Consider the following 23,437-nt stretch of genomic DNA (forward strand, 5'->3'; position numbering starts at 1 on the left):
AATTTTTTGTTTTGAGGATAATTGCTTAAGAAAGAGATACTTGCAATTATTTTTGAGCAACTAAAATTTAGGAGGATGGTAGCATGGTAGGAAATAAGAATTTTAAAATCGTAGTTTTACTTATTTTATTGGTTGTATCGTTAGTAGGATGCAAATCAGTAGACACTTCAAAGGATGATAAAATCAAAATTGGAATAACTCAAATAACAGAGCATCCAGCTCTTGATTTAGCTAGAGAAGGATTTATTAAAGCTCTAGAAGATAATGGATTTGAGGATGGAAACAATATAGAAATAGACTTTCAAAGTGCTCAAGGAGATATACCTACATCTCAAACGATAGCACAAAATTTCGTATCTCAAAATAAGGATATGATATTTGCAATAGCAACCCCGTCAGCGCAAAGCGCATTCAATTCTACAAATGAAATCCCTATACTAATAACAGCAGTAACAGATCCTGTAGAAGCAGGAATAGTGAAATCTATTGAAAAAACACAGACAAATGTTACAGGAACTAGTGATATAACACCTGTTAATAAGCAGTTTGAACTTATAAAAAAATTAGTTCCAAATAGTAAAAAAGTAGGAATTATATACAATACAAGTGAAATAAATTCTAAAATCCAAGTTGATATGGCTAAAGAAGAGGCTAAAAAAATTGGATTTGATATAGAGGAAGTTGGAGTAAGTAGTGTTAATGAGGTATCTCAGGCTATGGACAAATTAATTCAAAGTGTAGATGTGGTATACACTCCAGCAGATAATATAGTTGCATCATCAATGAGTTTAATAGCAAATAAATGTAATCAAAAAAATATACCTATAATAGGAGCAGAGGAATCACACGTTAAATTAGGTGCTTTAGCTACGGAAGGAATAGACTACAATCAGTTAGGATATGAAACAGGTCTTATGGCTGTTCAGGTTTTAAATGGTGAAAAACCTCAGGATATGAGTATTCAGCATATTAAAAACACTACTCTTGTTATAAATGAAAAAGTAGCTAAAATGTTAGATATTGAGATACCAGATGATTTAAAAGCAAAGGCACAACTTATTAAGGGGGATAACTAGATGGACTTAATTATAAGTATACTTGAACAAGGCTTAATATTTTCTTTAATGGCATTAGGCGTGTATATAACATACAAGATACTAGATTTTCCCGACTTATCAGTAGATGGAACATTTGCACTTGGAGCATCTGTTACAGCAGCTCTTTTGGTTAAAGATATAAATCCAATTGTTGCAACTTCAGCATCTATTATAGCTGGATGTATAGGAGGAATTGCAACTGGAATACTTCATGTTAAATTTAAAATAACAAACTTACTATCAGGTATACTAGTTATGACAGCTTTATACTCTGTAAATCTTAGAATAATGGGAAAGTCAAACATCCCATTATTCAATCAAAATACAGTATTTAATATAAATATGCAACCTATAGTTATAATACTTATAATAGCTTTTTTAGTGAAAATAGCATTAGATATTTTTCTTAGAACTAAAATGGGATTTGTATTAAAAGCATGTGGAGATAACGAAAAACTTATAACATCTCTTGGGATAGACATAGGGAATATAAAGATAATAGGACTTATGGTATCGAATGGTTTAGTTGCACTTGCAGGGTCATTACTTGCTCAATATCAAGGGTTCTCAGATGTTACAATGGGAACTGGTATTATAGTTATGGGTCTTGCATCAGTAATATTTGGAGAAGCAGTTTTAAAGAGATTCTCAATAATAAAGACTACTACAATGGCGGTTATAGGATCTATTTTATATAAATTTAGTACAGCTCTTGCTTTAAAAATTGGATTTAATCCAGCTGATTTGAAGCTTATAACAGCTTTGATAGTAGTGGTTGCTATAGCTTCTAATAACTCTAAATTCAAATTAAATCTAAACTTTATAAGAAGAGGTGATATAAATGATTCAAATAAGAAACTTATGCAAAACGTTCAATAAAAACACTATAAATGAAAAGCAGGTATTTGATAAATTATCACTTGATATAGAAGACGGAGATTTTGTAACAATAATAGGAAGTAATGGAGCTGGAAAATCAACTCTTTTAAATATGATATCGGGAAGTTTGGATAAAGATAGTGGAATTATAAATATAGATGGCAAAGATATATCAGATCTTAAAGAATATAAAAGATCAAAATTCATAGCGAGAGTATATCAAGATCCAAGTTTTGGAACATCCCCATCAATGACTATATTAGAAAATTTATCAATGGCTATTAACAAAGGGAATAGATTTGGATTGTCTATGGGAGTTTCAAAAAAGAATATAGAGTATTTCAAGGAAATATTATCTGAGTTATCTTTAGGACTTGAAGATCAACTTCATACTAAAGTATCTCTTTTATCAGGAGGTCAAAGACAGGCACTGTCTCTTATAATGGCAACTATAAAAAATCCAGATATACTATTGCTAGATGAGCATACAGCAGCTCTTGATCCTAAGACTTCTGAAAGAATAATAGAGCTTACTGGGAAAATAGTAGAGAAAAAGAAAATTACAACTTTTATGATAACTCATAATTTAAATCATGCTATATCAATGGGAAACAGACTTCTAATGATGCATGGAGGAAAAGTAGTTTTAGATATTAAAGAAGATGAAAAGAAAGATTTGAATATAGATAAGCTTTTATCATATTTTGAAAAAATACAATCTAAGGATGCATTAAGTGATAGAGTTATATTTTCTTAATAACTCCTTATAAATAAAAAAATAGCTAGTATCTCATATGAGATATTAGCTATTTTTTTTATGTTTTATAATCCTTTATTTTCAAGGACTTTAGAATCTATTGTTTCAGAGTCAGCAGGAACATCTATTTTAATAGAATCACTATTTATATCACTTGCACTTGAATTTAATTTAAATCCTAAGTTGAACTTTCCGTCTTCTTCAGAATCAAAATCAAGATTCATATCAATAGTTTCACCTGTAACATAATCGTCTTTTACTTCTATTTTTACATCATAATTGAATTTAAGAGCATCTTTAAACTTTAAGAAATCAGAGTCTTTATTTATATCTTCATCTGAATACTTTGAAGATATATCAGTTATTAACTTAATAAAATCATCTGAATCTATATTTAAAGTATATGTTTTAGTGTTTCCAGCTTTAGATACTTTGAAGTTATCATCACCTAAAAGCATTGGAAGTATTTCAGCAATCATAGAAGTGCTTTCATAAGTATCAACAGTTAAATCAGTAGTTGGGTTTTTAATTGATGCATAAAGAGCATCAATAGGTTTAGTGTCATCAGATTTAATCATTTCTATCATTTGCTTGACAGAAGCCATATCTTCTTCAGATATATCAAATTTAACCCATTTGTCACCTACATTTAAACTTTTTAAATCTTCAACTTTATTGAACACATCTGATTGTATGTAAAGAGATTTATCGTTGAATAATACTTTTACATTTATATCGTCAAGTCCTTTAAGTCCGAATGCTTCATTGTTTAAAAATTCTTTAACCATTCCTTTAGCCTTTATATTCATATCAACTAATAGGCTTTCATCATTCATTGAAGATGTAGATGTAACATCAAATCCTCCTTGAAGTGCACCCATCATCATTAATGTTGAATAGTTATCAACAGATTCCGTATTTGGAGTTGATTTGAAATCTATGCTGAAGTTACATTTTGAATTGAATGTATTAGGTTGCTTATAACCACTGTTTAAAAATTCATAAAAAGCTGGTGCTTCAGATTTTAAAGTTGAATCTAAAGATTTAACTACTTCATTGTAATCTATTACAACTACAGTTCTTTCGAATTCATCCCAACCAACTTTTGTATCAAGTGCTTCTGATAAGAATCTAACAGGGACTAAAGTTGCACCATTGATAATTTTTGGTGACTCATTTAATGTTATTTCTTTTACTTCGCCATTTTTCTCAACTTTAGCTAATTTGTTATCAACTTGAAGAGTAACAACAGTTCCGTCTTTTTTTACTGTAACAGTTTTAGTAGCTGCTACATACTCAATAGTTCCACCAAGTTTTTCTACTATAGCTCTTGCAGGAAGAAAAGTTGTTCCATTTATAACTTGAGGAGCTACATCAAAAGATACAATTTCTCCGTTTAATTGAACTTTTATTTCGTTAGTTTCAGCAAAACCTGTTAAAGTTAAACTGAAAATCATAAGAAAAGATAAAAGTATACTAATTCTTTTTTTCATAATAACCTCCTTGAATGTAATTGCCAACAGTTTATCAGATAATACATAAAAAGTAAATAGGACAAGGGGTATTATTTTATACTATTTAGTATTTAGTAAAAGAAACATTGTATGGAAATATAAGGATTTGAAATATATATTTAAATAGGTAATAAGTTGCATGTGATTTGCCGAAATATAATAATGTAGAATTGTAATTATACTATATATTTATTAAGAAGAATTTGGAGGAGAACAGATGAAGAAAATTGGACTAAAAATAACTGCTACAATAATATCTTGTTGTCTTGTTATATCATTATTATTAGGAATTGTAAGTATATTTCAATCTTCTAAATATATAAAGGAGGAAGCTGAAGATAAACTATTGTATATGTCACAAAGTTATGCAAATAAATTTAGCAATTCATTCCAATCAATTGAATCTTCAGTAGCTACTTTATCTATAAATATAAATTCAACAATGAATTTAGAACAATTAAGAGAAAATCCAGAGAGTTACATAGAATATCATAAAAATAATATTAATTTAATGATTGGAAAATTTGGAGAAACATCAGATTTAATACAAGGGGCATATTTTACATTAAATCCTAAGTTAACAGGAAAAGGATATGGTATTTGGTATGCAAAGACAAATGGAGAGTTTAAACTTGAAGAATCATGGGATAATGAGGAAGCTGAATATGAAGATGAAATGTATGATTATAGACAGGCTATCGAAAGTGAAAAAGGTGTATGGTCAAATCCATATACAGATCCTGATATAGATGTATATATGGTTTCGTATACAGTACCTATATATAAAGATGGGTTATTAATTGGTGGTTTAGGAATAGATATAGAAATTGATGAATTGAAAAAAGCAGTAAATGATATTAAGGTATACGATACTGGACATGCTAGCTTATTAAATAGCGAATATGATATATTAATCCAGGAAAATTTAATAAAAAAAGATGATGAAGAGTTGAAAATTAATTTAAAAACTATGGAAAGTGGAAAATTAAACTATATAGCAGAAGCTATGAGTAAAACAAATTCAGGAGTCAAAGAATATACATTACAAGGAAAAGATCAATTAATGGGATACTCACGTTTACAAAATGGATGGGTGTTAGCTTTAACAGCTCCTAAAGAAGAAATATTGAGCCCAGTTAAAAATATAAAAAATATACTCAGTAGTATAATGATTGTAGGAATTATTATAAGTATATTTATAGGATTATTTATAGGAAAGTTAATAGCAAAACCAATAGAAAAATTAACAAATCTTATAAATAAAACTTCTAACTTTGAATTTTCTAATGATGAAAGTTACGATTATTTACTTAAACATAAAGATGAGATTGGAGTAATGGTTAGATCTGTATCTAAACTTAGAGATACGTTAAGAGAAGTTGTAAATGAGCTTACGAAAACATCACAAAGTATAGAAGTAAATGCAGATAATGTAGAAAAGCTTACAAATAAATTAAATGATAATGCTAGTGAAACTTCAGCTACAACAGAAGAACTATCTGCAGGTATGCAACAAACAGCAGCTTCATCAGATCAGATAAATGAATATGCTATAGAGATTGAAAAGGAAGTAAATTTAATATTATCTAAATCACAAGAGGGTAAAAGAATATCAAATGAAGTAAATGAGAGCGCAAATGAATTAAAAGAGAATGCAATTTCTTCAACTAAGAAGGCGGACTGTATATATAATGATGTAAAAGAAGAATTAGATATTTCTATAGAAAATGCAAAGGATGTAGAGAAAATAAATTCTCTTGCAGATAATATTTTACAAATAGCCGAGCAAACAAATTTATTGGCACTTAATGCTGCTATAGAAGCAGCTAGGGCTGGAGAAAATGGTAGAGGATTTGCTGTTGTTGCGGATGAAATAAGAAAACTAGCAGATCAGTCTTCAAACATTATTTTAGATATTCAAAATACAATAAAAATAGTAAACTCTTCCGTAAAAAATTTAGTAAACAGTTCACAAAAGATACTTGAATTTGTAGAAGAAGATGTTAATGATGATTATAAAAAATTAATAGAAGTATCAGAAAAGTATACAGAAGATGCAAATTATTTCAATAATATGATGACAGACTTCACTAATATATCAGATAAATTAAAGGGATCTATTGAAAATATAGCTTTATCTATTAATGATGTTTCAGTAACAATGAATGATGGAGCTGATGGAATAGAGGATATTGCTGATAAGACATCACGAATAGTTTCAAATTTAGTTGATATTAATGAAGCTACAGAGGATAATTTAAAAAGTTCAAAAGAACTTAAAAATATTATTTCAAAATTTAATCTATAGAAAATAGATATAGTAACCTAGATTTCATATAATGAAATCTGGGTTATTTTTGAGTTTGTGGGTTATCAAAAACTTCCTATGAAAATACCGTGAATGCAAAGATATCTAAAAGCATTCACTAACATTTCCATAGAAAGTTTTAATGGTAAGCTTATTTTGCTATGAAGATATCTATTCTGAAATTTGTTTAAAAACAACAAAATTATTCTTATTATAATCTAGTTTGAATTTAGAATTATTGCTATAAACAGGATAGGAGTCTGCCTCTATATAAAAATCTCCTATAGAAATATCATCGTCACATATTACTTTGCCTTTGTTTACGAATACAACTTTATAGAATTGTTCACTCATATTTTCTACAGTATTCCACTTTATATCTACTTCTTCATACATTTCATTTTTAGACTTATATGGTGCAAAAATATAGAATTTTTCCCATTCAAATTCAAGTTCATCTTTTAAATCTATAATAGACTCATTTTTCTTATGTATATTTGATATAATACAATCTTCAAAGTCATTAGACATAGGACTGCTATATAAAAATAAAAAGATATAAATAATTACAGTTATAGGTATAGACAAAATTAATAATAAAAGTTTTTTCATATAAATATCAGCCTCTTTTCTTTTAAAATAAAATATACAAATCTTAAGTTGAGAATTGTACTGGATTTATTTTACTGTTAAATACAAAAAAAGTAAATAAATGTTGAAATGTGAATTTAGATTTAATATAATAAGTGACATGGTAAATCTACTCTTATTAAGAATATTTAGGAGGATGAATTAATGGCTTTAACTAAAATAACAATTACAAGAGGTTTGGTTGAATTAAAGCTCTTAGATAAAAGAATAAATGATAGAATAACATCGGTTAATTTTTTAGGCGTTATTCAAGGTAAAAAGGATATAACGACAAAGCTTCTAAGAAAAGAGGAGTTAGAAAAAGAAGCAAAATCAGGATTACAGAGTATAAAAGATTTAATTGAAAGAAGAAAAAGAATTAAATCCTTAATTGTAGCATCAAATGCAGAAACTCAGGTTACGATATCTGATAAAAAATATACAGTTGCTGAAGCTATTGAGAGAAAAAATAGTATAGAATATGAAAAAGAACTTCTAAGAGAACTTAGGTTTCAACTTGAAAAAGCAGAATCAGAAATAACAAGACAGAATAAAAAAATGGAAGAAACACTAGAGAATCTTTTGGGTCAACAGTTAATGTCAGAAAAAAAGAAAACAGAAGATGCAGAGCAGTTTATTAAATCATATAAAGAGTTAAATGAATATAGAATATTTGATCCAATCTCAATTAGAAAATCAATAAAAGAGATTGATGAAGAAATAGATATGTTTTTGGCTGAAGTTGATTTTACTTTAAGTGAATCTAATGCGACTACATTTATTGAGATAGATCAATAATATAATAGCTAATTATGCGAAAATCTAAAAATATATCCCCTAGTGCTTAGGGTTACAAAGCACACTTTATCTATTGACTATTAAATAATAATTTAAACGTTTAGAGATAAAAGTTTAAAGCGAAAAGATTAAAATTGAAAGATCTTCTTTTTTAAAGATTAGCTTTCAAAGCTAAAAAATCGATAAAATCCTAGGGTAAGGTTTTAAGTGCTGATATATTTGACTTTGGTCATCCACTAGGCTGTATAGTTAGCTTAAAAAATCAGTTAGTATGTACATGTACATACTAACTGATTTTTTTTACTTATTAATTTTAAGTTAATAAGTAAAAAAGGAATTTGATATATTTTTATCGAAGTTATATGTATCGAATTTAGTTTAGTTGTGGTAATATTATGGAAACAAATGTATTAAGGAGTGATTTAAAGTGTTCAACGTAGGTATAATTACAGCAAGTGATAAGGGGTATATAGGAGAAAGAAAAGACGAGAGTGGAAAGTTAATAGATGAGATAGTTACTAACAATGGGTATGCAGTTAAAAAGTATGTTATTCTTCCGGATGAAGAAGAAGCTCTTTTTAATGAAATGGTACATATGAGTGATGATCTTAATATAGATTTAATTCTTACAACTGGTGGAACTGGATTTAGTGAAAGAGATGTTACGCCAGAGGCTACACGTAAAGCTGTAGATAGATTAGCTCCAGGGATATCTGAGGCTATGAGATATTATAGTCTTTCAATAACTAAAAGAGCTATGTTATCAAGAGGGGTTAGTGGGATAAGAAATAAAACTCTTATAGTAAATTTACCAGGAAGCCCTAAGGCTGTTAAGGAATCTCTTGAATATATTATAGATAGCATTCATCATGGAATTGAAATACTCAAAGGAAAAACTGGTGAGTGTGCTAGGAAATAGGTGTAATTATGAATAAGTTTAAGAGTGCAGTAATACTAGCAGGGGGCAAAAGCTCTAGAATGAAATTCGACAAGCAGTTTCTTAATATAAAAGGTGTAAGATTAATAGATTCTCTAATAGATAAATTGAAATCAGAATTTGAAGAAATAATAATAGTAACTAACAAAAAAGAGTTTTATAAAGATTATAAAGTTAAAATAGTGAGTGATGAAATTAAAGGCAAAGGGCCTTTAAGTGGAATACATGTAGGTCTAAAAGAAGCTTCTAGTGAATATGTATATTTTATAGCTTGTGATATGCCTATTGTAAATTTAGAGTATATAACGTATATGAAGAGCATTATAAAAGATGTTGATGCATGTGTAACAAAATCTCAAAATCACATAGAGCCACTAAATTCTTTTTACAATAAGAGAATAATAAATAAAATTGATGAATATCTTTGTAATGATAGAAGATCTTTATTTTCATTTATAAACAATATAAATACTATGTATGTTGAAGAAGATAAAGCGAGAGAATTTAGCCATAATTGGGACATGTTTAAAAATTTGAATACACAAGAAGATTTAATAATCGACAATGAATTGAGCCTATAAGTTAAAAAGACCTTATAGGTTCTTTTTTTACACATAAAGAAAATACATAATTTTCAATTTATAAGGGGGATATTGTATGGAGAGAAAAGTATTAACTGTATGTCCTTATTGTGGGGCAGGATGCAAACTGTATCTTATAGTTAAAGATGGGGAAATAGTAAGAGCTGAACCTGCAAATGGAAGAACCAATGAAGGTAATTTATGTCTTAAAGGTCATTATGGATGGGATTTTTTAAGAGATCCTCAGTATCTTACAGCTAGGATTAAAAAACCTATGATTAGAAGAAATGGAGAATTAGAGGAAGTGGAGTGGAATGAAGCAATTGATTATGTAGCAACAAGACTAACTCAAATTAAAAAAGATTATGGTCCAGATTCTATAATGGGTACAGGTTGTGCAAGAGGACCAGGTAATGAAGCAAATTATATAATGCAAAAGTTTATGAGAGCTGTTATAGGTACTAATAACATAGATCACTGCGCTAGAATCTGACATGCTCCATCCGTAGCCGGTCTGGCTTACAGTTTGGGTAGTGGTGCAATGACTAATTCAATCAATGAGATAGAAAATGCAAGCTTATTATTTATATTTGGATATAATGGAGCAGATTCACACCCTATTGTTGCAAGAAGAATAGTAAAAGCTAAAGAAAAGGGAGCAAAGATAATAGTTACAGATCCTAGAATTACAGAATCAGCGAGAATTGCAGATATGTGGCTTCCTATAAAGGGTGGAACTAATATGGCCCTTGTAAATGCATTTGGAAATGTTTTAATAAATGAAAATCTTTATGATAAAGATTATGTAAAAAATCATGTTGATGGATTCGAAGATTACAAGGCTTTAGTTGAGAAGTATACTCCAGAATACGCTGAAACGATAACAGGGGTTAAGGCAAATGATATAAGAAAAGCTATGAGAGAATATGCTAAAGCGAAGGATAGTATGATACTTTATGGTATGGGAGTATGTCAGTTCTCACAAGCTGTTGATGTTGTTAAAGGACTTGCATCACTGGCTCTTCTAACAGGAAACTATGGACGTGAAAATGTAGGTATTGGTCCAGTTCGTGGTCAAAACAACGTTCAGGGAGCATGTGATATGGGAGTTCTTCCAAATGTATATCCTGGATATCAAAAGGTAACTGATGATAAGGTTAGAGAAAAGTTCGAAAAAGCTTGGGGAGTTAAGCTTTCTAATAAGAATGGATACTCTTTAACAGAGGTACCTCATTTGGCTTTGAACGAAGATAAAATCAAAGCTTACTATATATTTGGAGAAGATCCAGTTCAAAGTGACCCTAATTCTTCTGAGGTTAGAGAAGCACTTGATAAAATAGATTTTGTTATAGTTCAGGATATATTTATGAACAAAACTGCTCTTCACGCGGATGTTATACTGCCAGCTACTTCATGGGGAGAACATGAAGGGGTATATACTTGTGCAGATAGGGGATTCCAAAAGTTCAATAAGGCAATAGATGCTAAAGGTGATGTAAAGCCTGACTGGCAGATAATTTCTGAGATTGCAAGTAGTATGGGATATGATATGGAGTATGAAAATACTAAGGAAATCTGGGATGAAATGAGAAGTCTATGTCCAAGTTTTGCTGGTGCAAGTTATGAAAAGATGGAAAAACAAGGTGAAGTTCAATGGCCTTGTCCAAGTGAGGAACATGAAGGAACGAAGTATTTATATAAAGGAAATAAATTTTCAACTCCTAGCGGAAAAGGAAATTTATTTGCTAGTGAGTGGAGAGCACCTAGAGAACTTCCAGATGAAGAATATCCACTTAGTCTTTCAACTGTTAGAGAGGTTGGACATTATTCTGCTAGAACTATGTCTGGTAACTGTAGGGCATTAAAAGAGCTTGCGGATGAGCCTGGATATATTCAAATGAGTATTGAAGATAGCGAAAAGTTAGGTATAGAGGATGAAGAATTAGTAAGAGTAAGTTCTAGAAGAGGAAGCGTTATAACTAGAGCGAGTGTTACTGATAGAGTGAAAAAAGGTTCTACTTTTATGACTTATCAGTGGTGGATTGGTTCTTGTAACGAACTTACTATAGATAGTTTAGATCCTATTTCAAAGACTCCTGAATTTAAATACTGTGCTATTAAAGTTGAAAAAATACATAACCAAGAAAAAGCAGAGCAGTATATAAAAGATGAATACACTAGAATAAGAAAGAATATGAGGGTTGTAAAAATTTAAGTATGAAAGGTTGAGAGAGAAAATGAAGGAAAGTTTTAATACTTTTGTCATAGCAGATCCAAATAAATGCATAGGTTGTAAAGCTTGTGAAGTGGCTTGTTCTAGTGTACACAATGAAGAAAATAATATAGGATACACAGTAGGAACGATGACAACTCCAGTTATTCCTAGATTATATCTTGTAAAAAATGAAAAATTCTGTGCACCTATACAGTGCAGACATTGTGAAGATGCGCCTTGTGCAAATGCATGTCCTAACAAAGCTATAAAGCAAGAAGGAGATATTATTTATATAGATGAAAATTGTATAGGATGTAAGACTTGTCTTATGGCATGTCCAATAGGTGCAATAGAATTATTGCCACATTATAAAAATGAAGAGAAAGTAATTCAATTAGGACTTGAAGAAGAAAAATTAATAGCATATAAATGTGATTTATGCAAAGGGAAAGAGACTAAAGCGTGTATAGAAGCATGTCCTCAAAATGCATTAAGGCTTGTAGATATAAAAGAAGATAAAAAGAATAAAAATATAAAAGCTGCACTAGGACTTATGAATCTTTAATTTAGGGGGGATAGGAGATGATAGTCAATATAGATAAAGAGATATGTACAGGATGCAGAAGATGTGCAAGTGTATGTCCTGTTGATGCTATAGAAGGAAAACAAGGAGAGGCTCAAAGTATAAACGAAGATAAATGTATTATATGTGGGCAATGTGTACAAATATGTAGTGCTTATTCAAGTGAGTTTGAAGAGGAAACTACTCCTATAGATATAAAATTAAAAGAAAGAGGTATGCTTGAAACGGTTAAAGAACCTTTATTTGCAGCTTATAATGTATGTGATGTAGAAAAAGTTAAAAATAGTTTAAGTAATGATAAATTATATACTGTTGTTCAGTGTGCACCAGCTGTAAGAGTTGCTTTAGCAGAAGATTTTGGGCTGGATTTAGGATCATTAACAGATAAAAAGCTTGCAGCAGTTCTTAGAAGAATGGGATTTGACAGAGTGTATGATACTAACTTTTCAGCAGATTTAACTATAATGGAGGAAGGTAGCGAACTTATTAAAAGAGTTAGTGAAAATAGTAATTTACCTATGTTTACTTCATGCTGTCCAGCATGGGTTAAATTTATGGAACAAGAATATCCAGAACTGTTAAATCATCTTTCAAGCTGTAAGTCTCCTCAGCAAATGGCTGGAGCTATATTTAAAACTTATGGTGCAGATATAGATAATGTAGATGCTAAAGATATATTTAGTGTATCTGTAATGCCTTGCACTTGTAAGAAATTCGAATGTGATAGAGATGAGATGAATTCAAGTGGATATAAAGATGTTGATGTAGTAATAACTACAAGAGAACTAGGTTATTTAATAAAGGATATGGGGATAGATTTTAAATATATAGAAGAAGAAACGTTTGATAATCCTCTAGGTGATTATACAGGAGCGGGAACATTATTTGGAACTACTGGTGGAGTTATGGAGGCCGCTATTAGAACTGGATATGAACTTATTACTAAGGAGAGTATCCCAAATATAGATATAAACAGTGTAAGAGGACAAAATGGAGTAACTAAATCTAGTATTGATGTAGGTGATATTAAATTAAATGTTGCAGTAGTATCAGGTCTTGAAAATGTTAGGCCTATACTTGAAGATATAAAAAATAATAAATCAGATCTACATTTTATAGAGGTTATGACATGTCCAGAAGGTTGTATAAGTGGAGGTGGACAGCCAAAAGTTATTTTAGATAAGTATAAGAAAATGGCATATGATAACAGAAAAGAATCACTTTACACTCATGATGGTGAGTGTGGTGTAAGAAAATCTCATGAAAATAATAGTATCAAAAAATTGTATGATGAGTTTTTAGGTGAACCACTAGGAGAAAAATCACATCATCTTTTACATACTGAATATGCATCGAGAAAGGAGAAATGTTAATGAATACTTTTGTTATAGCAGATCCTAATAAGTGTATAGGGTGTAGAACCTGCCAAATAGCTTGTGTTATAGCTCATTCTGATGAAGATATCTTCAATCCAGAGTGTAAAAATATATCGTTTAATCCAAGACTTACTGTTGTAAAAACAGCAACTGTTAGTGCACCTATTCAATGTAGACATTGTGAAGATGCTCCGTGTGCAAATGTATGTCCAAATGGATCTATATCAAATATAAATGGAAGCATACAAATAAACGAAGAAACTTGTATAGGTTGTAAAACATGTCTTACCGCATGTCCATTAGGGGCTATAGAGTTAGTTGATTATTACAAAGATGGAGAAAAAGTGCTTCAACCTAATTTAATTGATATGGACTCCAAAACCTTATGTTTTAAGGAGAGAATAATAGCTAATAAGTGTGATCTTTGTATAAATAGAGAAAAAGGACCAGCATGTGTTGAGGTATGTCCTACAGATGCATTCAAGATAGTTAAAGATGAAGATATAAAACAATCTGTAAAGGATAAAAGAAATAAAAGTGTATCTTTGTTATAAATTTTAATTCAAAAAGGAATATATTTAAAATTTCAGTACTTAATAGCAAAATGATGCTTATTAAAATAACGCTAATGTGTTAAATATTTTAATAAAACTAAGGGTTCCGTCTTATTAAATATCCTAAAACTTCTAAACTCCCTTACGGTCAGACAACGAAGTTTTTTAACGGATATTTAAACGTCGTAATCCAAGTTTTATAGAAAAATATTTAAATCATTAGCTAACATTTTAACAAGCATCATTTTCTAGTTATATGGTTATATCAAGATGTCATTTATTAAAATATCAATTATATTAAATATTTCACCAACCAAAAAAATTGTATTATTCTGTAAGTTAAAGAATGGTATAAAAAAGTGATATAATACCTATTGATTAATAACAAAAAATGATGGAATAGAATAAGATAGTACATTAGAAGAAATTGAAATTATAGCAAAGATGCTCATAGATTTGGGAACGTCTGAATAAAGAAATCACTTGATGGGGAGGAATTTATCATGAATAAATTTGGTAAGGTTATAGATGTAAACCTAAGTGAAAAAAAAGGTGTTGTAAAGCATCCAATACCACAAGGAGAGTTTAGAGAAAATCATGGTCTTGTTGGGGATGCTCATGCAGGAAAGTGGCATAGACAAGTAAGTTTACTTGGTCAAGAGAGTATAGATAAAATGAAAGCATCTGGGGTAGAGGGGCTTGTAAGTGGTGTGTTTGCAGAGAATATTACTACTGAAGGAATTGTTCTATATGAATTACCAGTTGGAACTAAACTAAAGATTGGAGATACTATTCAAGAGGTAACTCAAATAGGTAAGGAATGTCATAATGGATGTGAAATAAGAAAATTGGTTGGCGATTGTGTAATGCCAAGAGAAGGAATATTTACAAGAATTATTGAGGGCGGAGTTATTAAGGCTGGAGATGATATAGAAATTTTATAATTCCTTAGTATATAAAAAAGATGGATATGATTAATTTCATATCCATCTTTTCACTTTTATATTATATTTTAAATTTATCTATTTGATTATTAAGATTTAAAGAAAACTCATTTAACTTTTCTGCGCTTTTTGCTACTTCTTCAACTGCCATGGCTTGTTGATGAACAGAAGCTGTAACCTCTTCTGATCCTGCTGCAGTTTCTTCTGATACGGCTGATATATTTCCTATAGACTCTACTATCAAATCTTTATCGTGTATTATATCTAATACAAACTTATTAACTTCTTCTATTTCATTTGTAATATTATCTATTGATGTTGAGATTTTTCCAAATGAATCATTTACATCTTTTACAGACTTTGTTTGATCTATAGAAATCATTTTTACTTCTGTCATAATATCAACTGTATTTTCACTTTCTTCTTTGATAGTATCTACTATTTTTTTAATTTCATCAGTTGCAGTACTTGATCCTTCTGCAAGTTTTCTTATTTCATCTGCTACTACAGCAAATCCCTTTCCAGCTTCTCCAGCTCTTGCTGCTTCGATACTTGCATTTAGTGCTAGTAAATTTGTTTGATCAGCTATAGATCTTATTGTATCTAGTATATCTTCAATGTTACTTGAGTTTTCATTTAATTGTCTCACTGCAGACTCGATTTTTTGAATAGACTTATTATTCAAATCAGTTTTTTCTTTAAGCTCATTAACTACATTAACACCCTCTATATTGATATTAATTGCTTCACTTGCATTTTTAGACATCGTATCAGTATTATTTGCTAATTTATTAAATTTATCATCTAAATTAGATGCAAGTTTTGCCCCATTTTCTGCATCTGCTGCTTGCTCACTTGCTCCCTTTGCTATTTCCTCTACAGTTTTTGCTATTTCTTCAGCAGATGCACTAGTTTCTTCTGATGTAGCTGCTAAATTTGTTGCGGCATCTGATACTTCAGAACTTACTTGTTTTGCATCTAATAATAGAGTTTTAACATTTTCTATCATGATATTGAAATTGTCTGAAAGTAATCCTATTTCATCATTTGACTTAATATCTGATTTTACTGTAAAATCTCCATCTTTTACTTTATTCATATTACCTACTATTGATTTTATAGGATTAGAAATTTTATTTGCAAATATTATACCTACTAATGATGCTGCAATAATTATAAACAATCCTATGAATATAGCATTAGTAAGTATACCTTTAGTAGACTCTGCTAGTTCATCTATATATATTGTCGATACTATGTACCAACCTGAATCTTGCATTTTTGTATACACAGCAAGTTTTTCAGATACATTACCATTAGATTCTTTATATTTATATTCTGTAATTCCAAAATCTTTATTACTATTTATACCTTCAAGAATTGCTGGTACACTTGTCTTTTGACCTATTTTTTCTGGATTCTTATGTGTAATTAATGTTCCATCAGAACTTAAAATATACGGATATCCCTGTTCTCCTACTTTTATAGAACTTATTTTTTCAGATAATTCATCTAAGGATATAGTTACACCTACTACACCAACTAATTTACCTCCATTGTCATATACTGGGGCTGCGCTAGAAATCGCAAGATTACCACTAACAACATCTACATACGGATCAGTCCAAGTAACACTTTGTTCTTCAATTGCTTCTTTATACCACGGGCGTACTCTTGGATCATAGTCACTTCCCATATCTGCTTCAGGATAAATCCTAAATCCACCATCTATAGTTCCCATATATATTTGAGTTACCCCTTTATAACTTTCTACATATTGGGTAAATAGCGACATTAGAAAAGGTTCATATTCAGGATGATTCACAATCTCCTTGAGGTTAATATTATTGCTAACCAAATCAACCCCATACTCATGTCCCTCAAAGTAATTTTCAATAGATTGCTTAATATCATTATTTAACTGCTCTACAGAATGCTTAAATTGATTTTTTAATTCTTTTTTTGCTTTTAAGTACGATGTTGTACCTAAAATTGAAATAGGTACAATTATTACTACTAAAATTATGGCAATTAACTTTGTTTTTATTGTGAGTTTCATAAACTCCCTCCCTTTTCAAAATGAAATTTTAAAATAGATTAAATCTAATTCGAAATGATTTCGACACGATTCGACAAGGTGATCTATTACTTTTATCGGCACCTATATTATAGAAATTAACCTCTTTTTTTATGAAAATATTTACCTTATATAATTTAAGAATTTCATTTACGATTGAAATAGGGATGTTAAAATTACTTATACTAATTTGATTAGTGTATATAAGAGATAGATTCTGTGAAAAATAATATTCATAAATAAAGTTAAAATTAATATTGAAATAGGTACAATTATTACTACTAAAATTACGTTGATTAATTTTATTTTTATTGTGAGTTTCATAAATTCCCTCCCTTTTCAAAATGAAATTTTAATATAAAGTAAATCTAATATGAAATAATTTCGACAAAATTCGATGAATTGATCTATTGATTTTATCGTCACCTATAGTATAGAAATTAATCTCTTTCTTAATGAAAATATTTACCTTATATAATTTAAGAATTTCATTTACGATTGAAATAGGGATGTTAAAATTGCTTATGCTATTTTGATTAGTGTATATAAGAGATAGATGCTGTGAAAAATAATATTTACAAATAAAGTAGTATATTAATACGAAAATATATATAATAACTAGTTTAGAAGGTGATCATATGAAAATAACTCAAGAAGCGGATTATGCATTAAGAATAATATTGTTCCTTTGTCAAATATCATCTGGGGAAAGAGTAGAAGCCAGAGTAATTTCGGAGAGTGAGAATATAACTTTAAGATTTTCGTTAAAAATCCTAAGAAAACTTACAAAGAAAGATTTAGTCAAATCTTTTAGAGGTGTAAAGGGTGGCTATATGTTAAACAAAGATCCTAAAGATATAACTTTAAGAGAAGTAGTTGAAGCTATAGATGGTCCTATATATGTTAATAGATGCTTGCATGATGAAGAATACTGCAATATGAAAAGAACTAATACCTGTAAAATTCATAAAGCTTTAGCTAAGATTCAAAAGACTTTACGTGAAGAACTTGAAAAGGTAACTTTTAAAGAGTTATTAAAAGAGAAAGATTAATAAAATGTAAAAATACCAGTAAGATATAGTATGTATTCCTATATTGTACTGGTATTTTTATATGATAAGGGATTATGAGATACATGAGTTGGTGTGTAGTAACTAGACGTGTTTTTATGGGAATTGTATGTTTTGAATGAATATTACATAAAAGGATAATATTTCTATTATTGCGACAAAAAAAGGAATATATTAACTAAAATAAAAAAATGTGGTACAATGAATACGTTATTTTTGATTGTTCGAAGAATGAAAAAAACAGAATCATACATTTTAATAATGAGAAACATTGAGAAGAACAATATATTAGGAGGCAGAAAAATGAAGAGAACAAAAGAAACTAAGGACTTTTTTGTAGTTGGACTTGCTCTTTTTGCAATGTTCTTTGGAGCTGGAAACCTTATTTTTCCACCAGCTCTTGGTCTTGCATCTGGAAAGAGTTGGGCTGCTTGTTTAATAGGGTTTATTCTTACTGGAGTAGGAATGCCTTTGCTTGGAGTATTAGCTGTTTCAAAGGCTGGGGGTACTATAAATGATCTTGCGGGTAAGGTTAACCCTACATTTAGTAAAATACTTGGAACAATAATAGTACTTGCAATAGGACCACTTCTTGCTATACCAAGAACAGGAGCTACAGTTTATGAACTTGGAGTAAAACCAATTATACCGGACGTAAGTCCTGTATTAGTATCAATAATATATTTTGGTATAACTCTTTTCTTTGTAATAAAACCGTCTGGTATTATTGATAAGATAGGGAAAATACTTACTCCTATATTATTAGTTATAATCTTTAGTATAATAATAAAAGGAATAACTTCACCAATAGGAACTTCTGTTGATACTGGTTTAAGAAATTCTTTTTCTGTAGGGTTTACTGAAGGATATCAAACTATGGATGCACTTACATCAATAGTATTTGGAGGAATAATATTAATTTCTCTTGCTGAAAAAGGATATGAGAGAAAGAAAGATCAAATTAGAGTTACGATGAAAGCTGGACTTGTTGCTGGAACAGGACTTGTATTTGTATATGGAGGACTACTTTTCCTTGGTGCAACTGGAAGTGGAATTTTTTCAGCTGATATAGCAAGAACAGATCTTGTGGTTGGAATAACAGAACGTATACTTGGTAACTTTGGAAAATTTGGAATATCTTTAGCTGCTTCAGTTGCATGTCTTACAACAGCAATTGGACTTGTTGCAACGGTAGGGACTTATTTTGAAGAACTTACTAAAGGAAAACTTTCATATAGAATAATAGTTATATCAACAGTAATAATAAGTGCAGTTTTTGCAAATGCAGGAGTTGAAAATATAGTTAAATTTGCAGTTCCTCTTCTTGCTACAGTTTATCCTGTTGCGATTGTACTCATACTTGTGAGTGTATTTGATGATTTTATAAAAAGTGAGAAAGCATATCTGGGAGCCGTTTGTGGTGCTTTATTTGTAAGTGTTTTTGATGGACTTTCTGCAATGGGAGTAAATACTGCATTTATAGGAGATTTTATAAAAATGCTCCCACTTGCAAGTGCAGGATTTGCATGGGTTCTTCCCGCTATTTTAGGAATCTTTATAACTACATTTTTATATAAAAACGAAACAAATTCCGTTCAATAATATGAGTTTGAATTATTTGTACACAGATAAGATTATTAAGTATAGATAAAAGTTAAATGCTGAGGATATTAACAATATCATCAGCATTTATTTTTTTAGATTAGCATAATGAGTTAAATTAATCATGGTTGTATATTTAAGTTTGGTTTTATATAACATATAAACGAATTAAGATAATCTTTATATAAATAAACCTGTGATGAACACTTTTTATTATTCATGCATATAAGTAATATTGTAATTTAAAACTTATTTCAAAGGAGAAATACAATATGAATGAAAATAAAAAAATAATTATTAAACTTTTAAATGGAATCATGCAAAATCAAAATATCAATACAACTTTGACTAATAGAGATTTACAATTAGTGGATAAAACAAATGGAACCAATATGAGTGTTTCTGAAGTTAAGCAATCTATTGAAATAAGCTTAAAAGATTTAGAGTATATTGATGAAGAAAAAGAAATAATTATTAAAGTTTTAAATGGAATTATGCAAAATCAAAATATCAATACAATTTTGACTGGTAGTAATATAGAACTTGAGGATAAAATAAACGGAATTAACGTGAATATTTTTGAAGTAATGGAATATATCCAAATGAATTTAAAAGATTTAGATTAAAAGAGAGCTATATGCTCTTTTTTTATGATTAAGGAATTTAATAAATAAGAATAAAAGTACTTCTGCAAGAAGATAATATATACTGATGAAGAATAATAAAGGAGGGAAACAAATGATTAAAATTGGTTCGCCTGCACCTGATTTTACATTACCTAGCACCACTGATAAAGACATTTCGTTAAAAGATTTAAGAGGAAAATATGTTGTTTTATTTTTCTATCCACTTGACTTTACACCTGTCTGAGGTACTGAAGTACCTGAGTTTAATCGTATGTTAAAGAAATTTGAAGGATTAAACTCTACTGTATTAGGTGTTAATACAGATAGTATACCTACACATAAAGCTTGGATTAAGAGTTTAGGCGGAATTGATTATCCACTATTAGCTGACTATGATAAAAAATTAGCTAAAGAATATGGTGTATTCTTAGATGAAGCTGGTGGTATTTCATTAAGAGGAACTTTCATAATAGATCCTGATGGTATTTTACAATACTATTCTATAAATAACACTTCAGTTGGAAGAAATGTTATGGAATTCCTTAGAGTTCTTAAAGCATTACAGACTCGTAAAGCTTGTCCTGTAAACTGGGATGAAGGTCAAGATACATTATAGTTAAATATTAAAATCCATAGGGATTAATTATTAATCCCTATGGATTTTTTACGGTTAAGGAAATTATATGATTTTCAAATTGTAGATAATATTGATAAGAGAACAAAGTTCCCTATATTTCCCAAGAAATAAACGAAATATAAATGTCTAAAGTAATATAATGTTGTTAATTAGTGAATTACCTTGAAATACATAAGTTTTAGTATGAAAAAAATTAAGGGTATGAATATTGCTGGGAGCATATTTCCTACCTTTATTTTTTTTATATCTAGGACATTAAGACCTATTGCTATAATAAGGACTCCACCAACTGATGATATATCGCTTACAACGCTGTCTACTAAAAACATCTTTACAGAAGATGCTGCAACTGCTATAAAACCTTCGTATAAGAAAACTGAGATTGATGAGAATAAAACTCCTAGTCCAAATGTTGATGCAAATATTATAGATAGTATTCCATCTACTATTGATTTAGCGAAAAGAGTTTGGTGGTTTCCGTTTAAACCACTTTCTAGGGCACCTATGATTGCCATGGAACCTATACAAAATACTAGTGTAGCGGTTACAAATCCTTTTGCAATACTTCCCTTTTTCTTTACTAATTTACTTTCTATAAAATCGCCTAACTTGTCCAAGTTTTCTTCGATTTTTAGATATTCCCCAATAACACTACCTATTGCCAAGCTAACTATAAGAAGTAATATATTTTGAGCTTTTGTAGCTCCCATAATTCCTATTAAGAATATGCATAACCCCATAGAGTCCATGAGTATTTTCTTGTAATTTTCACCGATACCTTTTTTAAATAAAAGGCCTATTAAACTCCCTATTAATACTGCCAATCCATTTGCGAAACTTCCCAACATAAAAAGACCTCCTAAAATTCGTCTAGTTGAAAGTATAGTTTTTATATTAATGTTATCCACACAGTGGAAACTTTATAATCTCTTATTATTATAAAAAACATAATTTAATTGTATAATTGTGTGGAAGGTTATTCAAGCATATATTATAATTGTATAAAATGTATTTGGTTATTTATGGGAGGTGTAGTATGGGAAATGTTATTTCAATAGATTATAATTTGATATTTCAGTCACTTATTATTTTAGGAATAATAGTAGGTGCCGTAATAAAGTTGATTGAGATAGCTATATGGGAGGTTATTCATGTAACTAAGAATATAGATGATTATGTAGCTATTAAAAACAATCTTGAGGATTCAAATATTAAAGTTAAGACTAAATTTAAAAATGAAATTAGGAGTAGAAATGGATTTGGAATAAGAGATACAAAGTATAAGGTACTTGTAAAACGTAGTGAGAGTAGTATGGCTCGTGAGATAATAATGAAAGTGTAGAAGGGGAGATGTATTCATGCAGTTTTTTGGTTCGCTATTTATGCTATTCTCTGGTATTATATTTAAATTTTTCTTTTTATTATCTATAATAATTTCAATTATAGCTATATTTTCTAGTAATTATTTATTGAAAAATATAAGTATGAATAAGAATATTATACTTGAATATATGATAGTAAATATATTTTTATCTATGATTGGATATTCTACATTGTTTTTTAATATTAATATATGTTTTAGATATATAATAGCGATTACAGTATGGGGAATAATTATTCTTGATTGCATTTATCTAATAAAAACTTATGTATTTAATGCAAAATCAAGGGCATTAAAATACCGCTAATGTGTTAAATATTTTGTATAAAACTAAATATTAGATCATGTAACTTTAATGTTAGAAATATTTTAATATAAGATAATGTAAAAAAGTAAAAAACATAAATATAAATAATAATATATTAAGTATGCTTAGGAATCTTCTTTTGTTCCAGTTATGTAAACCTGATAATAACATAGAAATACTTACTACACCAAATATGATTTCGGTATCTAAAACAATGATGTGAAATAGACCAAGTAGTGAAAATATAATAAAACCAATGTAAAACGTAAATTCTATAATTGAAATAAATTTATTCTTTTTCATATATATACCTACCTTTTTTATCTAATAATAATTTATGATTACGTATGTATGCTTTATAGGGGAATATTGTTTTCAACATTTCTCTTTAGAGAACTTATAAGCCACATAATATAAAAACATATTAAAATTATTGTGGATACATGAAATATAAAGTTCCATGTAGAAGATATTGTATTAGCTATCGTATAATCATGAAGTAAATATACTATTATTAAATAACCCAATAGTCGAATAAAGTTAAATTTATCTTTTTGTATAATT

The 23,437-nt window shown here is 29.2% G+C and carries 22 protein-coding genes; 18 read left to right on the top strand and 4 right to left on the bottom strand.

Annotation, left to right across the window (positions count from 1 at the left end):
* Positions 1-83: 83 nt before the first annotated feature.
* The 3 genes from P4S50_RS01285 to P4S50_RS01295 are packed head-to-tail and all read left to right on the top strand — an operon-like array spanning position 84 to position 2,733.
* Positions 84-1,076: an ABC transporter substrate-binding protein gene (locus tag P4S50_RS01285; RefSeq protein WP_277732703.1), complete on the top strand. Its 993-nt coding sequence runs from the start codon at positions 84-86 to the stop codon at positions 1,074-1,076.
* Entirely contained in the window at positions 1,077-1,976 is a 900-nt protein-coding gene (locus P4S50_RS01290; RefSeq protein WP_277732704.1) for an ABC transporter permease, read from the top strand. It abuts the gene before it with no gap.
* On the top strand, positions 1,939-2,733 hold the full coding sequence (locus P4S50_RS01295; RefSeq protein WP_277732705.1) for an ABC transporter ATP-binding protein: 795 nt from the start codon (positions 1,939-1,941) through the stop codon (positions 2,731-2,733). The genes P4S50_RS01290 and P4S50_RS01295 overlap by 38 nt, the downstream gene beginning before the upstream one ends.
* A gap of 65 nt (positions 2,734-2,798) precedes the next feature.
* On the opposite strand, the gene P4S50_RS01300 is transcribed toward P4S50_RS01295, so the two are convergent.
* Complete coding sequence (locus tag P4S50_RS01300; RefSeq protein WP_277732706.1) at positions 2,799-4,226, bottom strand: copper amine oxidase N-terminal domain-containing protein; 1,428 nt, start codon at positions 4,224-4,226, stop codon at positions 2,799-2,801.
* Between the two features lie 238 nt (positions 4,227-4,464).
* Between P4S50_RS01300 and P4S50_RS01305 the strand changes: the two genes are divergently transcribed.
* Positions 4,465-6,555: a methyl-accepting chemotaxis protein gene (locus tag P4S50_RS01305; protein ID WP_277732707.1), complete on the top strand. Its 2,091-nt coding sequence runs from the start codon at positions 4,465-4,467 to the stop codon at positions 6,553-6,555.
* Positions 6,556-6,726: 171 nt separating this feature from the next.
* Here P4S50_RS01305 and P4S50_RS01310 read toward each other — a convergent pair whose 3' ends face one another.
* Positions 6,727-7,167 carry a hypothetical protein gene (locus P4S50_RS01310; protein WP_277732708.1) on the bottom strand — a complete coding sequence of 147 codons (441 nt, stop codon included), beginning with the start codon at positions 7,165-7,167 and terminating at the stop codon, positions 6,727-6,729.
* Between the two features lie 183 nt (positions 7,168-7,350).
* Between P4S50_RS01310 and P4S50_RS01315 the strand changes: the two genes are divergently transcribed.
* The 8 genes from P4S50_RS01315 (at position 7,351) to P4S50_RS01350 (ending at position 15,173) form a co-directional block, all read left to right on the top strand.
* Positions 7,351-7,983 (top strand): hypothetical protein, encoded by a 633-nt coding sequence (locus tag P4S50_RS01315; RefSeq protein ID WP_277732709.1) that lies wholly within the window; start codon positions 7,351-7,353, stop codon positions 7,981-7,983.
* Positions 7,984-8,410: 427 nt separating this feature from the next.
* Positions 8,411-8,902 (top strand): MogA/MoaB family molybdenum cofactor biosynthesis protein, encoded by a 492-nt coding sequence (locus P4S50_RS01320; protein ID WP_277732710.1) that lies wholly within the window; start codon positions 8,411-8,413, stop codon positions 8,900-8,902.
* An 8-nt stretch (positions 8,903-8,910) separates the two neighbouring features.
* Positions 8,911-9,501 (top strand): molybdenum cofactor guanylyltransferase, encoded by a 591-nt coding sequence (gene mobA, locus P4S50_RS01325; RefSeq protein WP_277732711.1) that lies wholly within the window; start codon positions 8,911-8,913, stop codon positions 9,499-9,501.
* Positions 9,502-9,577: 76 nt separating this feature from the next.
* Positions 9,578-11,716, top strand: coding sequence for a formate dehydrogenase subunit alpha (gene fdhF / locus P4S50_RS01330; protein WP_277732712.1), 2,139 nt, complete (start codon positions 9,578-9,580; stop codon positions 11,714-11,716).
* Between the two features lie 22 nt (positions 11,717-11,738).
* A complete protein-coding gene (locus P4S50_RS01335; protein WP_277732713.1) occupies positions 11,739-12,281 on the top strand; it encodes a 4Fe-4S dicluster domain-containing protein in 543 nt (180 codons plus the stop codon).
* Between the two features lie 17 nt (positions 12,282-12,298).
* Positions 12,299-13,672, top strand: a complete 1,374-nt coding sequence (locus P4S50_RS01340) for a [FeFe] hydrogenase, group A (RefSeq protein WP_277732714.1) — start codon at positions 12,299-12,301, stop codon at positions 13,670-13,672.
* Positions 13,672-14,229 carry a 4Fe-4S dicluster domain-containing protein gene (locus P4S50_RS01345; protein WP_277732715.1) on the top strand — a complete coding sequence of 186 codons (558 nt, stop codon included), beginning with the start codon at positions 13,672-13,674 and terminating at the stop codon, positions 14,227-14,229. Before P4S50_RS01340 ends, P4S50_RS01345 begins: the two co-directional genes overlap by 1 nt.
* 503 nt (positions 14,230-14,732) lie before the next feature.
* The gene (locus P4S50_RS01350) at positions 14,733-15,173 is read left to right on the top strand and encodes an MOSC domain-containing protein (RefSeq protein ID WP_277732716.1); all 441 of its coding nucleotides are present in this window, start codon (positions 14,733-14,735) and stop codon (positions 15,171-15,173) included.
* 61 nt (positions 15,174-15,234) lie between these two features.
* On the opposite strand, the gene P4S50_RS01355 is transcribed toward P4S50_RS01350, so the two are convergent.
* Entirely contained in the window at positions 15,235-17,232 is a 1,998-nt protein-coding gene (locus P4S50_RS01355) for a methyl-accepting chemotaxis protein (RefSeq protein WP_277732717.1), read from the bottom strand.
* A gap of 656 nt (positions 17,233-17,888) precedes the next feature.
* Between P4S50_RS01355 and P4S50_RS01360 the strand changes: the two genes are divergently transcribed.
* The 4 genes from P4S50_RS01360 (at position 17,889) to P4S50_RS01375 (ending at position 21,164) form a co-directional block, all read left to right on the top strand.
* Entirely contained in the window at positions 17,889-18,302 is a 414-nt protein-coding gene (locus P4S50_RS01360; RefSeq protein WP_277732718.1) for an RrF2 family transcriptional regulator, read from the top strand.
* 321 nt (positions 18,303-18,623) lie between these two features.
* Positions 18,624-19,922 (top strand): branched-chain amino acid transport system II carrier protein, encoded by a 1,299-nt coding sequence (gene brnQ / locus P4S50_RS01365; RefSeq protein WP_277732719.1) that lies wholly within the window; start codon positions 18,624-18,626, stop codon positions 19,920-19,922.
* Positions 19,923-20,194: 272 nt separating this feature from the next.
* Positions 20,195-20,548, top strand: a complete 354-nt coding sequence (locus tag P4S50_RS01370; protein WP_277732720.1) for a hypothetical protein — start codon at positions 20,195-20,197, stop codon at positions 20,546-20,548.
* 112 nt (positions 20,549-20,660) lie between these two features.
* Positions 20,661-21,164 (top strand): peroxiredoxin, encoded by a 504-nt coding sequence (locus tag P4S50_RS01375; protein ID WP_277732721.1) that lies wholly within the window; start codon positions 20,661-20,663, stop codon positions 21,162-21,164.
* 170 nt (positions 21,165-21,334) lie between these two features.
* Here P4S50_RS01375 and P4S50_RS01380 read toward each other — a convergent pair whose 3' ends face one another.
* Positions 21,335-22,033, bottom strand: a complete 699-nt coding sequence (locus P4S50_RS01380; protein WP_277732722.1) for a DUF554 domain-containing protein — start codon at positions 22,031-22,033, stop codon at positions 21,335-21,337.
* A 188-nt stretch (positions 22,034-22,221) separates the two neighbouring features.
* On the opposite strand from P4S50_RS01380, the gene P4S50_RS01385 reads away from it, so the two are divergent.
* Both P4S50_RS01385 and P4S50_RS01390 read left to right on the top strand, forming a co-directional pair.
* Positions 22,222-22,527: a hypothetical protein gene (locus P4S50_RS01385; protein ID WP_277732723.1), complete on the top strand. Its 306-nt coding sequence runs from the start codon at positions 22,222-22,224 to the stop codon at positions 22,525-22,527.
* A gap of 16 nt (positions 22,528-22,543) precedes the next feature.
* Positions 22,544-22,873 (top strand): hypothetical protein, encoded by a 330-nt coding sequence (locus tag P4S50_RS01390; protein WP_277732724.1) that lies wholly within the window; start codon positions 22,544-22,546, stop codon positions 22,871-22,873.
* Positions 22,874-23,437: the final 564 nt, after the last annotated feature.

The organism is Tepidibacter hydrothermalis (genome assembly GCF_029542625.1).
Lineage (GTDB): Bacteria > Bacillota > Clostridia > Peptostreptococcales > Peptostreptococcaceae > Tepidibacter_A > Tepidibacter_A hydrothermalis.

Bases quoted from the DNA above. Each gene is read 5' to 3' on its own strand.
- P4S50_RS01355 (WP_277732717.1), bottom strand. From the start codon at position 17,232: ATGAAACTCACAATAAAAACAAAGTTAATTGCCATAATTTTAGTAGTA.
- P4S50_RS01310 (WP_277732708.1), bottom strand. From the start codon at position 7,167: ATGAAAAAACTTTTATTATTAATTTTGTCTATACCTATAACTGTAATT.
- P4S50_RS01350 (WP_277732716.1), top strand. From the start codon at position 14,733: ATGAATAAATTTGGTAAGGTTATAGATGTAAACCTAAGTGAAAAAAAA.
- P4S50_RS01370 (WP_277732720.1), top strand. From the start codon at position 20,195: ATGAATGAAAATAAAAAAATAATTATTAAACTTTTAAATGGAATCATG.
- P4S50_RS01290 (WP_277732704.1), top strand. From the start codon at position 1,077: ATGGACTTAATTATAAGTATACTTGAACAAGGCTTAATATTTTCTTTA.
- P4S50_RS01300 (WP_277732706.1), bottom strand. From the start codon at position 4,226: ATGAAAAAAAGAATTAGTATACTTTTATCTTTTCTTATGATTTTCAGT.
- P4S50_RS01385 (WP_277732723.1), top strand. From the start codon at position 22,222: ATGGGAAATGTTATTTCAATAGATTATAATTTGATATTTCAGTCACTT.
- P4S50_RS01340 (WP_277732714.1), top strand. From the start codon at position 12,299: ATGATAGTCAATATAGATAAAGAGATATGTACAGGATGCAGAAGATGT.
- P4S50_RS01295 (WP_277732705.1), top strand. From the start codon at position 1,939: ATGATTCAAATAAGAAACTTATGCAAAACGTTCAATAAAAACACTATA.
- P4S50_RS01390 (WP_277732724.1), top strand. From the start codon at position 22,544: ATGCAGTTTTTTGGTTCGCTATTTATGCTATTCTCTGGTATTATATTT.
- P4S50_RS01315 (WP_277732709.1), top strand. From the start codon at position 7,351: ATGGCTTTAACTAAAATAACAATTACAAGAGGTTTGGTTGAATTAAAG.
- brnQ (WP_277732719.1), top strand. From the start codon at position 18,624: ATGAAGAGAACAAAAGAAACTAAGGACTTTTTTGTAGTTGGACTTGCT.
- P4S50_RS01345 (WP_277732715.1), top strand. From the start codon at position 13,672: ATGAATACTTTTGTTATAGCAGATCCTAATAAGTGTATAGGGTGTAGA.
- P4S50_RS01360 (WP_277732718.1), top strand. From the start codon at position 17,889: ATGAAAATAACTCAAGAAGCGGATTATGCATTAAGAATAATATTGTTC.
- P4S50_RS01380 (WP_277732722.1), bottom strand. From the start codon at position 22,033: ATGTTGGGAAGTTTCGCAAATGGATTGGCAGTATTAATAGGGAGTTTA.
- P4S50_RS01335 (WP_277732713.1), top strand. From the start codon at position 11,739: ATGAAGGAAAGTTTTAATACTTTTGTCATAGCAGATCCAAATAAATGC.
- P4S50_RS01285 (WP_277732703.1), top strand. From the start codon at position 84: ATGGTAGGAAATAAGAATTTTAAAATCGTAGTTTTACTTATTTTATTG.
- mobA (WP_277732711.1), top strand. From the start codon at position 8,911: ATGAATAAGTTTAAGAGTGCAGTAATACTAGCAGGGGGCAAAAGCTCT.
- P4S50_RS01305 (WP_277732707.1), top strand. From the start codon at position 4,465: ATGAAGAAAATTGGACTAAAAATAACTGCTACAATAATATCTTGTTGT.